The organism is Streptomyces flavofungini, assembly GCF_030388665.1.
Classification (GTDB): domain Bacteria; phylum Actinomycetota; class Actinomycetes; order Streptomycetales; family Streptomycetaceae; genus Streptomyces; species Streptomyces flavofungini_A.
Map to the genome: position 1 here is coordinate 7,640,741 of NZ_CP128846.1, position 15,775 is coordinate 7,656,515.

The 15,775-nt window shown below is 69.0% G+C and carries 13 protein-coding genes and 1 tRNA gene; 11 read left to right on the forward strand and 3 right to left on the reverse strand.

All coding sequences use genetic code 11. The features are described from left to right. The first annotated feature begins 145 nt into the window (after positions 1 to 145). The 5 genes from pheS (at position 146) to QUY26_RS32795 (ending at position 7,599) form a co-directional block, all read left to right on the forward strand. Positions 146 to 1,291: a phenylalanine--tRNA ligase subunit alpha gene (gene pheS / locus QUY26_RS32775; RefSeq protein WP_289953103.1), complete on the forward strand. Its 1,146-nt coding sequence runs from the start codon at positions 146 to 148 to the stop codon at positions 1,289 to 1,291. Next, positions 1,291 to 3,888, forward strand: coding sequence for a phenylalanine--tRNA ligase subunit beta (gene pheT / locus QUY26_RS32780; RefSeq protein ID WP_289953104.1), 2,598 nt, complete (start codon positions 1,291 to 1,293; stop codon positions 3,886 to 3,888). Before pheS ends, pheT begins: the two co-directional genes overlap by 1 nt. A gap of 240 nt (positions 3,889 to 4,128) precedes the next feature. Continuing rightward, positions 4,129 to 5,283: a PP2C family protein-serine/threonine phosphatase gene (locus QUY26_RS32785; protein ID WP_289953106.1), complete on the forward strand. Its 1,155-nt coding sequence runs from the start codon at positions 4,129 to 4,131 to the stop codon at positions 5,281 to 5,283. 270 nt (positions 5,284 to 5,553) lie between these two features. Next, a complete protein-coding gene (locus tag QUY26_RS32790) occupies positions 5,554 to 6,903 on the forward strand; it encodes a hypothetical protein (protein WP_030356295.1) in 1,350 nt (449 codons plus the stop codon). Between the two features lie 153 nt (positions 6,904 to 7,056). Beyond that, positions 7,057 to 7,599 (forward strand): NUDIX hydrolase, encoded by a 543-nt coding sequence (locus QUY26_RS32795; RefSeq protein ID WP_289953109.1) that lies wholly within the window; start codon positions 7,057 to 7,059, stop codon positions 7,597 to 7,599. 96 nt (positions 7,600 to 7,695) lie between these two features. Here QUY26_RS32795 and QUY26_RS32800 read toward each other — a convergent pair whose 3' ends face one another. Further along, on the reverse strand, positions 7,696 to 7,953 hold the full coding sequence (locus tag QUY26_RS32800) for a hypothetical protein (RefSeq protein WP_289953111.1): 258 nt from the start codon (positions 7,951 to 7,953) through the stop codon (positions 7,696 to 7,698). A gap of 281 nt (positions 7,954 to 8,234) precedes the next feature. Next, positions 8,235 to 9,095 (reverse strand): 3-hydroxybutyryl-CoA dehydrogenase, encoded by an 861-nt coding sequence (locus QUY26_RS32805; RefSeq protein ID WP_289953112.1) that lies wholly within the window; start codon positions 9,093 to 9,095, stop codon positions 8,235 to 8,237. A gap of 227 nt (positions 9,096 to 9,322) precedes the next feature. Between QUY26_RS32805 and QUY26_RS32810 the strand changes: the two genes are divergently transcribed. Further along, entirely contained in the window at positions 9,323 to 10,552 is a 1,230-nt protein-coding gene (locus tag QUY26_RS32810) for a glycoside hydrolase family 10 protein (protein WP_289953114.1), read from the forward strand. 366 nt (positions 10,553 to 10,918) lie between these two features. Then, entirely contained in the window at positions 10,919 to 11,131 is a 213-nt protein-coding gene (locus tag QUY26_RS32815) for a hypothetical protein (protein WP_289953115.1), read from the forward strand. 80 nt (positions 11,132 to 11,211) lie between these two features. On the opposite strand, the gene QUY26_RS32820 is transcribed toward QUY26_RS32815, so the two are convergent. Beyond that, positions 11,212 to 12,417, reverse strand: a complete 1,206-nt coding sequence (locus tag QUY26_RS32820) for an XRE family transcriptional regulator (protein ID WP_289953117.1) — start codon at positions 12,415 to 12,417, stop codon at positions 11,212 to 11,214. 183 nt (positions 12,418 to 12,600) lie between these two features. Between QUY26_RS32820 and QUY26_RS32825 the strand changes: the two genes are divergently transcribed. The 4 genes from QUY26_RS32825 to QUY26_RS32840 all read left to right on the forward strand — a co-directional run bounded on the left by QUY26_RS32825 (position 12,601) and on the right by QUY26_RS32840 (position 15,278). Continuing rightward, a complete protein-coding gene (locus QUY26_RS32825; protein ID WP_289953119.1) occupies positions 12,601 to 12,888 on the forward strand; it encodes a hypothetical protein in 288 nt (95 codons plus the stop codon). Between the two features lie 149 nt (positions 12,889 to 13,037). Then, positions 13,038 to 13,565 (forward strand): NUDIX domain-containing protein, encoded by a 528-nt coding sequence (locus QUY26_RS32830; protein ID WP_289953121.1) that lies wholly within the window; start codon positions 13,038 to 13,040, stop codon positions 13,563 to 13,565. Between the two features lie 346 nt (positions 13,566 to 13,911). Then, positions 13,912 to 13,995: transfer RNA gene (locus QUY26_RS32835), tRNA-Gly, on the forward strand. A gap of 878 nt (positions 13,996 to 14,873) precedes the next feature. Continuing rightward, the gene (locus QUY26_RS32840; protein WP_289953122.1) at positions 14,874 to 15,278 is read left to right on the forward strand and encodes a hypothetical protein; all 405 of its coding nucleotides are present in this window, start codon (positions 14,874 to 14,876) and stop codon (positions 15,276 to 15,278) included. The last annotated feature ends 497 nt before the right edge of the window (positions 15,279 to 15,775 follow it).

Genomic DNA, 15,775 nt, shown 5'->3' on the forward strand with positions numbered 1-15,775 from the left:
CACCGCACCCCCGTTAGACTCGGTCGTTGGCACCTTTGTGTCCCCATTCTCGGGACGATCTCAGGACCAGTCGTCTCCGACCAGTCGACGCAGTTCGACCCGGTCGACGGGGACCATCCGCCAGCCAACGGAAGCACGGGAAGAGATGTCGGCACCGAACAAGTCGTACGACCCTGTCGAGGTCGAGGCACTGAAACCTGAAGAGATCGAGCGCATGCGGGACGAGGCGCTCGCCGCCTTCGCGGCCGCCGCCGACCTCGACCAGCTGCAGGAGGCGAAGACCGCCCACACCGGCGGCACCTCGCCGCTGGCGCTCGCCAACCGCGAGATCGGCGCGCTGCCCCCGCAGGCCAAGGCCGACGCCGGAAAGCGCGTGGGCATGGCCCGCGGCGCCGTGAACAAGGCGCTCGCCGCCCGCCAGGCCGAGCTCGAGGCCGAGCGCGACGCGCGCGTCCTGGTCGAGGAGGCCGTGGACGTCTCGCTGCCCCACGACCGCGTGCCCGCCGGTGCCAGGCACCCGCTGACCACGCTGTCCGAGCGCATCGAGGACATCTTCGTGGCCATGGGCTACGCGGTCGCCGAGGGCCCCGAGGTCGAGTCCGAGTGGTTCAACTTCGACGCCCTGAACATCGGCCCCGACCACCCGGCCCGCGGTGAGCAGGACACCTTCTTCGTCGACCCGGCGTCGCTCGGCGCGGCCCCGGCCGACGGCGACGACGCGTCCGGTGTCGTCCTGCGCACCCACACCTCGCCCGTGCAGATCCGCTCGCTCATCGACCGCGAGCCGCCGGTCTACGTGATCTGCCCCGGCCGCGTCTACCGCACCGACGAGCTGGACGCCACCCACACCCCCGTCTTCCACCAGGTCGAGCTGCTCGCCGTGGACGAGGGCCTGACCATGGCCGACCTCAAGGGCACCCTGGACCACATGGTGCAGGCGCTCTTCGGGGGCGAGGGCATGAAGACGCGGCTCAGGCCGAACTTCTTCCCGTTCACCGAGCCGTCCGCCGAGATGGACATGGTCTGCTACGTGTGCCGGGGCGAGTCCGTGGGCAACCCCGACAAGCCCTGCCGCACCTGTTCCTCCGAAGGCTGGATCGAGCTCGGCGGCTGCGGCATGGTCAACCCCAAGGTGCTGGCCGCCTGTGGCGTGGACCCCGAGAAGTACAGCGGGTTCGCCTTCGGGTTCGGCATCGAGCGGATGCTGATGTTCCGCCACCACGTAGAAGACATGCGAGACATGGTCGAGGGTGACGTGCGCTTCACCCGGCCCTTCGGGATGGAGATCTGATGCGGGTCCCGCTTTCCTGGCTGCGGGAGTATGTCGATCTCCCCGCCACCGAGACCGGCCGCGACGTGCAGGCCAAGCTGATCGCGGCGGGCCTCGAGGTCGAGGCCGTCGAACAGCTCGGCGCGGGCCTCAAGGGCCCCCTCGTCGTCGGCAAGGTCCTCACCATCGAGGAGCTGGAGGGCTTCAAGAAGCCCATCCGCTTCTGCACCGTCGACGTCGGCTCCGCCAACGGCACCGGTGAGCCGCAGGAGATCGTCTGCGGCGCCCGGAACTTCGCCGTCGGCGACAAGGTCGTCGTGGTCCTGCCCGGCGCCGTCCTGCCCGGCGACTTCGCGATCTCCGCGCGCAAGACGTACGGCAAGACCTCGCACGGCATGATCTGCTCCGGCGACGAGCTCGGCATGGGCGACGACGGCTGGGGGTCCCCCCGGACGGAGTCTGGGGGAGGCATCATCGTGCTCCCGCCCGAGCACGAGGTCGGCACCGACGCCATCGAGCTGCTCGAACTCGTCGACGAGGTCCTGGACATCGCCGTCACGCCCGACCGCGGCTACTGCCTGTCGATGCGCGGCGTCGCCCGCGAGACCGCCACCGCCTACGGCCTGCCGCTGCGCGACCCGGCGCTGCTCGACGTGCCCGCGCCGAACTCCTTCGGCTACCCGGTGCGCGTCAGCGACCCGGCCGGATGCGACCGCTTCACCGCGCGCACCGTCACCGGCCTTCGCCCCGACGCCCGCTCGCCGATCTGGCTGCGCCGCCGCCTGCAGAAGGCGGGCATGCGCCCGATCTCGCTGGCCGTCGACGTCACCAACTACGTGATGCTGGAGCTCGGCCAGCCCCTGCACGCCTACGACCGCTCCCGCGTCCAGGGCGCCATCGGCGTGCGCCGGGCCGAGCAGGGCGAGAAGTTCACCACCCTCGACGGCACCAAGCGCGTCCTCGACGCCGAGGACCTGGTGATCACCGACGACCGCGGCGCGATCGGCCTCGCGGGCGTCATGGGCGGCGCCAACACCGAGATCGCCGACACCGTGGTGGACGCGGAGTCCGGCGAGGCACAGGGCACCACCGACGTGGTCATCGAGGCCGCGCACTTCGACGCGGTCTCCGTGGCCCGCACCGCGCGCCGCCACAAGCTGTCCTCCGAGGCGGCCAAGCGCTTCGAGCGCGGCGTCGACCCGCAGGCCGCGTCCGCCGCCGCGCAGCGCACCGTCGACCTCCTCGTGCTGCTCGCGGGCGGCACCGCCGAGGCCGGCGTCACGGAGGTCATCGCGCCCTCCGCGCCGCACACGATCACCATGCGGGCCGACCACCCGGACCGGGTCGCCGGTGTGACCTACGGCCGCGAGACCGTCGTGCGCCGCCTCCAGGAAGTCGGCTGCGACGTGTACGGCCAGGACTCCCTGACCGTCACCGTGCCGTCCTGGCGGCCCGACCTCGCCGAGATCAACGACCTCGCCGAGGAGGTCATCCGCCTCGAGGGGTACGAGAACCTGCCCTCGACCCTGCCCCGGCCGCCCGCCGGGCGCGGTCTGACCGAGCGGCAGCGGCTGCACCGCCGGGTGGGCCGCGCGCTCGCCGGGGACGGCTTCGTCGAGGCACCGAACTACCCGTTCGTCGCCGAGCAGGTCTTCGACCAGCTCGGCCTCGACAAGGACGACCCGAACCGCCGCGTCGTCAAGCTCGTCAACCCGCTGTCCGACGAGGAGCCCGCGCTCCGTACGACGCTGCTTCCGGGCCTGCTCGCGACGCTGCGCCGCAACGACGGGCGCGGCAGCCACGACCTGGCCCTGTTCGAGACCGGCCTGGTCTTCCACCCCCGGGAGGCCGACGACGACGAGGCCGTGCTCCCGGCCCGGCTGCCCGTCGACCGCCGTCCCACGGACGAGGAGATCGCGGCGCAGAACCAGGCGCTGCCCGACCAGCCCCGGCACGTCGCGGCCGTCCTCGCGGGCGCCCGGGAGCAGGCCGGCTGGTGGGGCAAGGGCCGACCGGCCGACTGGGCGGACGCCGTCGAGGCGGCGCGCTCCGTGGCCCGTGCGGCCGGGGCCGAACTGATCGTCCAGCAGGGGCAGTACGGCCCGTGGCACCCGGGTCGCTGCGCCGAGCTGAACGTGTTCGTCGAGCACGCCGACGGCGTCGCCGAAGACGGCAGCGAGGGCGAGATCGTCGCCGTCGGCCACGCCGGTGAGCTGCACCCGCGCGTCATCAAGGCGCTCGGCCTGCCCGCCCGCACCTGCGCGATGGAGCTGAACCTGGACGTGCTCGCCGAGGCCGGCGAGGGCACCCTCCAGGCGCCGAGCATCTCCGCCTTCCCGGTGGCGACGCAGGACGTCGCGCTCGTCGTGGACACGGACGTGCCCGCGGCCGTCGTCGAGGCCTTCCTGCGCGACGGCGCCGGTGAACTCCTCGAGGACATCCGCCTGTTCGACGTCTTCACTGGCGAGCAGATCGGCGCCGGCAAGAAGTCGCTCGCGTACGCGCTACGCTTCCGCGCCGCCGACCGCACGCTCACTGTCGACGAGGCCACCGCCGCGCGCGACGCGGCCGTGGCGCGCGCCGCCGAGGTGACCGGCGCGGTGCTGCGCGGGGCGTAACCCCCGCGGGCCCCGGCGTCTCGGTGGCGGGGCCGAACGGCGGCGCGAAGGCATCGCCGGTGCGCGAAGGCGCAGTTGAGGGGCGTATCCGTGACCACGGATACGCCCCTCACTCGTTAGGGTGACAACTTCCGGTGATCTGACCCGATCCGCCCATGCGGTCGACAGAATCAGTTCGGCCGTAGGGGCCGGTCCCGCACACGGCCCGCACGCTGGACTGGGCCTTAGGGGGCCGTCGGCATGAACCGGATCAAGCCTCGCGCGCCCCGTCGCGGCTTCGGGGCCCACCACACGGCGAGGCGTCGGGCGAGAACTGCCCACGGGGACCGCCCCGGAGCCACCACGTCGTTCGAGCGACCCCGCACCCGCAGGCTGCGCCGCGCACTCACGCTCGGCCTGCCCACGCTCTGGGGCGCCGCCGCCATCACGTACAAACTGACCTGCCCGCTCGCCCAACAGCACAGCCTGGGCGCGCGGATCGTCACCAGTGCCGTCTTCTTCGCCGTCGGCACCGGCCTGGTCCTGCAGGTGCGCCATGCGCTGCTGCGCGAGCTGCGCCAGCTCAGGGAGGTCGCGGGCGCCGCGCAGAACGTCCTGCTCCGGCCGCTGCCGCCCCGCGTCGACGGATTCGCGCTCGCCGCGGGACGGCTCTCCGCCACGCACGGCGCCTCCGTCGGCGGGGACCTGTACGAGGTCGCGGCCACCGACCACGGCGTGCGCCTGGTGATGGGGGACGTCAGGGGTCACGGCCTCGCCGCGATCGGCACCGCGGCCGCGGTCCTCGGCAGCTTCCGCGAGGCCGCCCACGAGGAGCCCGAACTGCCGCTCGTCCTGCGCCGCCTGGAGCGCGCGCTCGCCCGGCACCTGCGGGAGCGCTCCCGCGCCGAGCACCCCGCGAGCGGCGCCGCGCCGCCGGAGGGCCCGCTCGCCGAGGAGTTCGTGACCGTGCTGCTCGTGGAGATCGGCCCGGACGGTGACGTACGGGCGCTCAACTGCGGCCACCCGTGGCCCTATCGGCTGCGCGGCCGGGCCGAGCCGATGCCGGGCGGGGACCCGCTGCCGCCGCTCGGACCCTTCCCGCTGCCGGCCGACCTGCCGCCCGCGCGCCTCGGACGGCTGCTGCCCGGCGACGCCCTCGCGCTGTACACCGACGGCATGGAGGACGCCCGTGACACCGCGGGCCGGTTCTTCCCGCTGCAGTCCGTGCTCACCGAGGCCGCCCGGACCGCGCCCGTCTCGCCGCAGCGCGTCATCCACGCCGTCTACGGCGAACTCCTGCGCCACATCGGCCGGCTGACGTCCGACGACGCCGCGCTCCTGGTCCTGCGCAACGACCGCTCGCGGGTGCCGTCGCAGGTGACCGAGACCGGGCGGCGCGCCCGCACCATGAGCTGAACACCGCCCGGTCCGATGCGGCCTGCGCCGTCCGGGCCGTCGCGGAACTGCCGGGCAGACGACGGCCGATCGGACGGCGCCACAGAGGGGCCGCCGCACTGTATGAGGGGGAGCCGGCGGCCCGGCCGCCTCCTGGTGAGGGCTCTCAGTCAACCGAGCACGCGCCCGGCGCGGCAGAGCGCGCGCTCCCCGGATGCGGGCACTCCGTTCACACCCCGTGTGAAGACGGCTCCACTAGGCTTGACAGCACCGAGCCTCCGGAGGGCATCCATGCAGCCCAACACCCTGCTCGACGCGATCCTCGACGAAGCGGGCATCTCCCACGCGGGCCTCGCCGCCCATGTGAACCAGGCGGGAAAGGCCAGAGGCCTCTCGCTGAGATACGAACACACGGCCGTGGCCCGCTGGTTGAAGGGCCAGCGCCCCCGCGGCCAGGTGCCCGACCTGATCTGCGAAGTCCTCGCGGCCCGCCTGCAACGCACGGTTGCCCTCGACGACATCGGCCTCGGCGTGCCCGGGATCCCGGCCGCGCGGCAGGGCTCGATGGCCTCCACGCTCTCCGGATTCGTCGAGCGTGCCACCGCGCTGTGGCGCTCGGACGAACAGCAGCGCCCGCATCTGCTCGGCGCCCCCGCCGTCACCGGCACGCCCGCCGTGATGCCCGTCTGGGAGTGGGAGAACCCGCCCGAGGACGTGGACGTCTCCCGCGGCGGACGCCACCCGGTCAGCATGGCGGAGGTGGAGATGATGCGCGCGGCCCGCACGCACTACGAGCAGATGTACCGCAAGACCGGCGGCGTGGCGATGCGGACCCGCATAGTCGGATTCCTCAACGCCGAGGCGGCGCCGCTGCTCCGGGGCAGCTACACCGACGCGATGGGCCGTCAGCTGCACCGCGCGACCGGCGGTCTGGTGGCCATCGCGGGCATCTGCGCCTACGACTCGGACGCGCACGGCCTGGCCCAGCGCTACTTCCACCAGGCGCTGCGCCTGGCGAAGGCCAGCGGGGACCGGGGGCTCGGCGCGTACGTCATCGCGCTGCTCGTCAACCAGTCGCTGTTCATGCGGGAGTACCGCCAGGCGGTCGCCTTCGCGGAGGCCGCGCTGCGCGCCGCGGGCCGCGACATCACCCCGGCGCTCGCGTCCGACCTGTACGCGATGCAGGCCAAGGCGTACGCGCACCTGGGCGACGGCAGCAGCGCGCTGTCCTGCATCCGGCGTGCCGAGGCGGCGGCCGACCGGATCCGGCGGGGGCGCGAGCCGGACGAGACGGGCTATGTCCAACCCGGCCTGGTCAACGTACAGGTGGCGGAGGCGCTGCTCAGCCTCGGAGACCTCACCGGAGCGCACGAGCACGCCGCGGCGGCCGTGGACACCCCGGCGCACGACCGGGGCCGGGTGCACCGGCTCGCGATGCTGAGCCAGATCGAACTGCGCCAGGGAAACACCGACGAGGCGGTGGCCACGGCGGTGGAAATGGCCGAACAGGCGCGCGGGATGGAGTCACAGCGCCTGCGCGACCGGCTGCGGGCCGTGCGTGAGCACCTGGTGCGCAGCGACTGCGCGGGCACGGCCGAGGCCGCCGAGCTCATCGACGGCGCACTGCGGGTCCCGCTGTAGGAGCGCGGCACGGCGACGCGACCTCTGTGCCACCGCGTGGTGCGGGCGCGAAGCCACGCGTGACACGTGCTGCTTCGCTCTGCCCTGCGCGGAGTGCTCTGCACACCCTCCTGCTGCGATATTGCCATCTATTCAGCGGAAGGTGGCAGAACCGTGCAGTGGACGAAACAGAGCGAACAAACTGTGTATGGAAATCGATGGTTCACCGTCAATCTCGCAGATGTCGAGCTACCTGACGGGCGGCACCTCGACCACTTCCTGATACGCCTGCGGCCCGTTGCGATCGCCACGGTCGTGAACGAGGCCAACGAGGTGCTGCTCCTGTGGCGGCACCGCTTCATCACCGACAGCTGGGGCTGGGAGCTGGCCGCCGGCGTCGTCGAGGACGGCGAGGACATCGCGTACGCGGCGGCCCGCGAGATGGAGGAGGAGACCGGCTGGCGGCCGGGACCCCTGCGGCACCTGATGAGCGTGGAGCCGTCCAACGGTCTCACCGACGCCCGGCACCACATCTACTGGTCGGACGAGGGGACCTACATCGGCCACCCCGAGGACGACTTCGAGTCGGACCGCCGTGAGTGGGTCCCGCTGAAGCTCGTACCCGACATGGTGGCGCGGGGCGAGGTCCCGGCCGCCAACATGGCGGCGGCACTCCTCCTGTTGCACCATCTGCGTCTTGGCCAGGACGGACGCTAGCCGTCCTGCCCGACCTGTCCTTCCTGATCGGCCCGACCGGTCTGATGGGACTGACCGGCCCGGTCGGCGGCCGTCCGGCCCGACCCGGCCCCCGGGCTAGCGGCCGAGGGCCTGCCACACCGCCACCACGAGTGCCCCGACGGAGGTGAGGGCGGCGAGGGCGGGCAGTGGCCACCGGTTGTGCTCGAGGGCCGTGATCCGGAGGGACAGGTCGTCCTGATCCTTTGTGTGCTGCATGTCGCTCTGGGTGAGTAACGCGAGCCGTCCGTCGACGCGGGCGAGGCCCACGTCCAGGCTGCGACGTAACTCCGCGAGTTCTTCCGGGACCACGGGACGCTCGGGGTCGGTGGTCACGAGTCCGCTCCTTTCGGTAGTCGTCACATCCCCCCTGTGCGCACGGAAAGTCAACTCGCCTGGTGGTCGGGGCGGGAGAGTGTGCGAAGGGCATATGCGAGCCCCCGGCGCACACGGCGTGTGAACGGCGCGAGCCCGGTGCTCGAAGAGCGCCGGGCCCGTGAACTGGCCGAAAATTGACTTGAGTTCAGCTACGGAGAGTAGTTGCTCTCGGCTCGCCAGCGGTGAAGCGGAAGGCGATCACGCGTACCTGGAGGCGGGGCGTGCGGAGATGGCGTGAATCAGGCGTACGTGTAGAAGCCCGAGCCCGTCTTGCGGCCGAGGCGGCCCGCGTCGACCATGCGCTGGAGCAGCGGGGGAGCGGCGTACAGCGGCTCCTTGTACTCCTCGTACATGCTGTCCGCCACCGATGCCACCGTGTCCAGGCCGATCAGGTCGGACAGCTTCAGCGGCCCCATCGGGTGGGCGCAGCCCATCTCCATGCCGTTGTCGATGTCCTCGCGCGAGGCGATGCCCGACTCGAACATCCGGATCGCGGAGAGCAGATACGGAATGAGCAGCGCGTTCACCACGAAGCCCGAGCGGTCCTGGGCCCGGATCGCGTGCTTGCCGAGCACCTTCTCCACCAGGGTCTGGGCCCGGCTGATCGTGCCCTCCGACGTGGTCAGCGCCGGGATCAGCTCGACGAGCTGCTGCACGGGGGCCGGGTTGAAGAAGTGGATGCCGATGACCTGGTCCGGGCGGGAGGTCGCCACGGCCAGCTTCACCAGCGGGATGGAGGAGGTGTTGGAGGCGAGGATCGCGTCCTGGCGCGTCACCACCTGGTCGAGGACCTGGAAGATCTCGGTCTTGACCTGCTCGTTCTCCACGACGGCCTCGATGACGAGGTCGCGGTCGGCGAACTCGCCGAGGTCGGTGGTGAAGCTGAGGCGGGCGATGGAGTCGTCCCGCTCCGTCTCGGAGATCTTGCCGCGCTCGGCCGCCTTGGACAGGGAGTTGTACAGCCGGGTACGGCCGATCTCCAGGGCCTCGCCGGTGGTCTCCGCGACCTTCACGTCCAGGCCGGAGCGGGCGCAGACCTCCGCGATACCCGCGCCCATCTGGCCACAGCCCACCACTCCGACGCGCGCAATGTCGGCCATAGAGTCGGTCACCTCGTGCCTTTCGCTGATCAACGGACTGGCAGGGTCCCCCGTACGAGCCGGTGCCTGCCTCGCCGGTGAACGTTACTCCGCAACCTGCGGTGCGATACGGGCCGGGTCGGGCATGCTGTCCCCGAACGACCAGCCGTTGTCGGTGGAATCCGGACGCGAGGGGCGACTTCATGAGGCATTTGTCACGTCAGGGATCACGTCAGGGGTCACGTCGGATGTCGCGACGGGCGTTCACGATGGCGGCGGCCTCGGTGGCCGCCGGGCTCGCGATGGCGGGGGACGCGGCGGCGCTGCCCTCGGCCGGGCGTCGGGGGCGTGAGATGCGCGGCATGTGGGTGGCCACGGTCGTCAACATCGACTGGCCCTCGAAGCCGGGCCTGTCCGCCAAGGAGCAGCGCGCCGAACTGATCGCCTATCTCGACGAGGCGGTGCGCAGACGGCTGAACGCGGTGGTCCTCCAGGTGCGTCCGACGGCCGACGCCTTCTGGCCCTCGCGGTACGAGCCGTGGTCGGAGTGGCTGACCGGCACCCAGGGCAAGGACCCGGGCTGGGACCCGCTGGGCACCGCCGTGCGCGAGGCCCACCGCAGGGGCCTGGAGCTGCACGCCTGGTTCAACCCGTTCCGGATCGCCATGCACACCGACCCCACCCGCCTCGTCCCCACCCACCCCGCACGCCTGCACCCCGAGTGGGTCGTGCCGTACGGCGGGAAGCTCTACTACAACCCGGGCCTGCCCGAGGTGCGCCGGTTCATGCAGGACTCGATGCTCGACGCCGTCCGCCGCTACCGCCTGGACGCGGTGCACTGGGACGACTACTTCTACCCCTATCCCGTGGCGGGCCAGACCTTCGACGACGACGACGCGTTCGCGCGGTACGGCGGCGGCTTCCCGGACCGGGCCTCGTGGCGGCGCGACAACATCGACCGCCTGGTGGAGGAGATGGGGCGCCGGGTGCACCGGATCCGCCCCGGCACCCGGTTCGGGATCAGCCCCTTCGGGGTGTGGCGCAACATCGCGACCGACCCGACCGGATCGGACACGCGCGCGGGCGTGCAGACCTACGACGACCTGTACGCGGACACGCGCGGCTGGGTGCGCAAGGGCTGGATCGACTACATCTGCCCGCAGCTGTACTGGTTGGCACAACCACTTGACCAGCAGGTTCCTGCGAACTACGCCGTGCTGGTGCCCTGGTGGGACGAGGTCGCGCGGGGTACCGGCGTGAAGCTGTACGTGGGGGAGGCCCTGTACAAGGCGGGGGATCCGGCGCAGCCCGCTCAGTGGCAGGACCCGGCCGAGCTGTCCCGGCACCTCACGTACGCGAAGGGCTTCCCGCGCGTGCGCGGGCACATCTTCTACTCGGCGAAGCATGTCGTCGCCGACCGGATCGGCGCGATGCAGCGTGTCGTCGACGACCATTACACGTACCGCGGCGGGCAGTGAGAATGCGAGATGCTGCGGATGGCCCCTCAGGGCCCCATGAAGCCCCTTGCGGACCGCTCCTAGAGCTCCTGAGGGGGCATTCCGAGCGGGAGCGAGCTGACATTCTGAGGGCGCTCTGGCCGCCCGCTGAGAGGGCCCCAAGCGAACAAGAGGGACCACCTCGGGTCACCCCGCTACCCCGGAGGTCGAATGGAGCTAGCCCCATCAGGGTTGTTGTGACGAGGGTGGGGCCGGGCCAGCCCCGTTGAAGCTCGATGACCAGGGCGTATGACAGAAAATGATCAACAGCGGCGAGGCCCCCTCATCTCCCGAGGGGGCCTCGTTGCATGTGTCGCGACCCATGCGCCGAGGGCGCATGGTGGATGTGTGGATCACGCCCCGATAGTCGTTCATCGCCCGACGCCGTCAGGCGGACGACGGGTGACAGTGCGAGACGAGATCGTTGGCCTGGCGCACAGCGATGCGGACCTGATCGAGTTCCTGAGACGGGCAAGCCTGGAAGACGCTGAGAGCCTGCTCGATGACCCCCGGTGGGTCGAGTGGCGGGGAGGTCGGCCGCACGAGTACGGGGCTGTCTGAGGGCGGCGGAGCGCGCCTCAGGCGTCACGAAAGAGCCCCCGCGCTACGGCAAGGGCTTCTTCCGAGTGTCGTATGCAGTGCTACATGGCCCAGGTGCCGAGGAGCTGCCTGACCTTCTGCTCCTTCTTGTGCGGCTCGAAGTCCATCAGCATGCCGTCGAGCATCGAGTTCAGGCGCTTCGAGGACGTTCCTCGGGAGAGCTCCAGGGCTCGATCGGCAGCGTGGACGGCGCGGTCAAGGTCGCCAGAGTCCATGTACGAGCCTGCGAGCCACCTCTGATACAGGGACACCTCACGGGCATGCGAATCGTCGTACGGAACTGTCAGGCTTTCCAGAACTGGCAGGGAGCGCTCAGGCCGCCGAAGTTCTGCCCAGCAGCGACCAGCCATGATTTTCGACTCGTCCCGATTGATCCAGTACACCGTGTCTGGCTCCGCCACTCGCTTGATCTCACGCCTGTCGTGTGCACGGTTGGAGAGACCGAGGGCGTAGTCGACACCACGAGCGTCACCAGTACGGGCGAAGGCCCAAGCAAGTCGGTCAGCAAGGACCACCTCGACCGCCGGGAGCACTTCCTTCGGCGCGTTAGCGAGGGATGCCTGAGCCATACTCACGCTCTCCTTGGGCTTGCCAGAAGACGCCGTGATGTACGACAGCTCAGACAGGGCGGTAGAGGCCAGAGTGCGGTTTCCGGCCTGGTTGGCTGCCGCAGAAGCAGCCTGAGCGAGGCGCTTGGACCGCTCGATGCGGCCACTGTCGAAGGCGACCCATGAGGCGAACTGGTACAGCTCCGCAAGTATGCTGAGCAGGCTTCTCGCCACGGCATCCGAGTACGTCCCGTGGTTGGCGGCGCGCGAGAGATCCGTGACCTCTTCCGCGACCAATGGGTACACGGATGATCCGCCGCTGTAGTCGTCGAGACGCCGCAGTTCGACGAGCCTCTTCGAGTAGCGCTCGACGTCGGCCATACCTAGGCGCTGGCCGTTGACTGCGGCTGCTGGTGCGGCGATGGACAGCCCGAGGACTGTTGTAGCCCCGAGGAACACTCGACGATCCACAGGATCAACCCCTTCATCCACAGCAGTGGTACCCGCTGAACGCGGGGTCAGATCACAGTAACCAGATCCGTTGAGGTCGAGCACCTGTTCCAGGTAGGGCCGCCAGTCCTTCGGCTCGACGGCTCGGTTCTCCCAACGCGCCACCTGGCTCTTGCATAGCGATCCAGGCCCTCTTGGTGGCCAGCCACGAGCAGCGCTCAACTCCCGCGCCAGGTCGGCTTGGCTCATGCCGAGTGCCCTACGTGCCTCTCTGATGACGTCTCCGGTGGTCATCGCTCCGCCCATGTCTACAGCGTGTCTCCGGTCTGTCTACACCATGTCACCTATCCAACTCTCCTACAGCGGCCTTGACTTGAGATCACTGAAACGAGACGGCTGACGTAGCGCCGTGAATCGAAGGGTGATGGGGCCATGAGCGAGCACGAGAAGCCGACGGGTGCCTCTGACCTCAGGGCCGTCCCGCCGGTGGGAGACGTCGTCGTGGACGTGCCGCGAAATCACATCGTCAAAGTGACGGCTGTGAATGGTGATGTTCTGACGGTGGCTCGCCCTTCGGGATTGGCCTGGGAGACGCAGCGGCAGGACTGCCGTCCGGCCACTGCCGCGGAGCAGAGGGATTTTGAAATCGCCAGCCGTACGCAGGCGAAGAGCAAGAGCTACACCAGGCCGCTCTCCCCGCTGAGAGGGGACAGGACGTGACTCGATTGCAGGGACGGAAGGTTACGTCTGACGGGAGCTTGTGGGGCGCGGTCCTTGGCGTTGCGTTCGTCGCCTCCGTGATCACCGTCATCGTTCTGACCGCCCGCGGCCAACTGACGTGACAGCGTAGATGATTACGGAGAGCGCAGATGCGTGAGGAGACAGAGTTGTCGACACCCCCGCGTCGACGAGTTAGAGCGGGGGTCTTGTTCCTCAGTGAGAACGAGGACGTTCTCCTGGTCGAGCTGCGGCACCGGAAGGTGCAGACGCTGCCCGAAAGCGGTGTCCAGACTGGAGAGGGGCCGCAGGACGCGCTTGCCCGCCTGGCGGGCAACTCCCTCGGGCTGTTCATTCGTCCACACCAGATGCTTGTGCACGACGTTGTGATGGAGCCGGGCCTGGCGGACAGCTACGAGTATGTCTTCTTCGGCGGCATCCTCAACTCCAGCCGGGTACTGATCCACGACAGAAATACGCTGAGTGGCTGTCTGTGGGTGCCGCAAGAGGAGTTGGCCGATCGTGCGTCACCTGAGCATCTGGACCGGATTCTCTTGGCGCTGACGGCGCTGAAACTGGGGTCGTGCATCACTGTGGTCAACGGGCAGGAGCAGAAGGGCCCCTGCCAGAACTCTGGAGAGTCGATCACAGCCGGACAGGCACCGGATGAGGCGCCATGAGCAGCACCACGTACGTAGTCCGGCGCAGGCCAGGCACGGTTCTGATCGTCACCCTTAGATGCATGCACCTGCTGTGCAAGTGGAAGCATGCGGGAATTCACTACGACGTTGGCGCCTTCGATGAGGCCGTTGCGAGCCATAGCCTTGAGACCGGGCACAACCTGATCCGACGCCGGTATGAGGAAACGGCAGAGACGATCCCCGCCCAAGTCCTGGGGAAACGGGGAAAGTTTCCGACTTCCTGAATGAACCCCCCGCTGATCTGATCCGTACGGCGGCAGGTGAGCGGGTGACAGCCCCGGCTAGTGGGCGGCTCCACTAGCCGGGGACAAATCTCAGCACTTTGGCCCTATGTAGCTCACAGGAAGAGCGCTGCCCGACCAACCCACGGAGTTGGGTAGAGAATCCGGTTCGAAACCGGACGAGGGCACGTGGCGTACCGAAGACTGAAACTCGATGACGCAGAACTAGCTCGCATGTATGACGAAAATTATATGACTCTGCGCGAGATAGAGGCCGAGACAGGTATTAATCGCGAAACAGTCAGGAACCACCTCATCAGTAACGGGGTTGCGCTCCGCGAACGGGGGCCCAGGTCGCGCGAACAGAGGGCGATTCATGCAGGGCTGGAATAGCGCCGTTGTGTGGCTGCTGAGCTGGGCTATTGGACCTCAAGAATCCTTACGTGATTGGAGACGAACGGACGTCTTCAATGATCCAGATACTTCCTCAGGAAATAGGTGGTCCCGTCCGTGGCTGAGTCCTACGGCTGCTGAGGCCAAAGACCTACTCAAGGCCGATGCGACGATTCCGCTCCGTCGGATTGAAGATCCCCGCGGTCTGCCTCGTCGACCGCACTTTCCAAGACACCCCTGACCGGACGTCGATGTGACGGTGGGCGGCCTGCCAGGCCCGTGTTCATCGGAAACCTAAGAAGGAGATCTCTATGAAGTGTCCATGCGGTGGTCAAATCCAGGGCCTTAGTTGCATGTCGTGCGGGGCTCCCAAGCCTCCGATCTTCCTCTGACCCCAGACCCGCCCAGCCTGGGGGACCGCTAGGCCTGCCAGCGGTAGCAACGGCTGGGCTTCCTGCTCGCTCCGCCCCGGGGACGATCGGAGCGAGCACGGCCCCGGCTGGCGAGTGAGGCCCCGCTCTCCGGCCGGGGCCTCAAAGGCCTCTGACCGGCCGCTGATGTGCCGACGGCAGGAGGACAGACCGAGCACCCCCTAGGGCGGCCCCACAGGCAGAGATGATCTTGACACACTCCTCCTAGACTGAGCGGGCCGCCACGAGAGGAATGATCAGAGATGCGCCCCACCGAGTTCTGCGAAATCGCCGCTGACCTCCTGAAGAACAGCCCTGACGTGCAAGGTGTGCAGACATTGACAGAGGTTGGGGACACCAAGCACCCGTACGGTTTGGCGATCACTGTGGCCGGGCGCGAGCAGCGGTGGCAGTTCATCGGACAACTTGCCGACGGCGCTAAGCATGACATCCCCACTCCAGCAGTTCTGGCACAGCCCGCGCCGTTCAAGACCTCTCCGGTTGAAGGGGCACCGGACGCATGGTTGGCGGGCGTCATTGGCGCCGCTGAGTCGCCCGAACTTAAGAGCATCGAAGTTTGGTCGATCCGTGAGGGTGCCCACCCGGATCAAGTGGGGTGCACCCTTCGTTGGCACAACGGCGAGCAGACGTACCTACGCAAGATCTGATCTCCCGTCGCCTGCATGACACGCGACGGGTGCACCACACCAATCAGCACCATCCCGCTGGACAAGGGAGAACTGATCATGTGTGACTACAGACGAGGGCAGCGCTTTGACCCCGGTTTGTGCGCTGAATCTGGTTGTGCCATTTGCGGCGCCATCGTAAGCGTCGATCCTGGAATGCCCTGCCCTCCGCATCAGCCAGCGACCGGCGGTCGAGGCATGTGCCCCGGCGCAGGGCAGAACACCCTGCCTATATAGACGAGCGGTGTCAGAGCAACGCCCCGCCTGTAGCTACAGGCGGGGCGTTCGTGCTCCTAGGGCACGGTTGCCGCCTCCTCCGCGCCGTCCAGTGCTCCCAGGACACCCGTCGGCCTCCGCGGCCTGGCCGTCGTCGAGCTGCTGCCTGCCGGGTCATGTAGACCACCTCCAGGCCCTGATGCTCGACCTGGAACAGCACTGCTGTGGATCTTGGTGGATAACTCGACGGTTGTGGACAACTC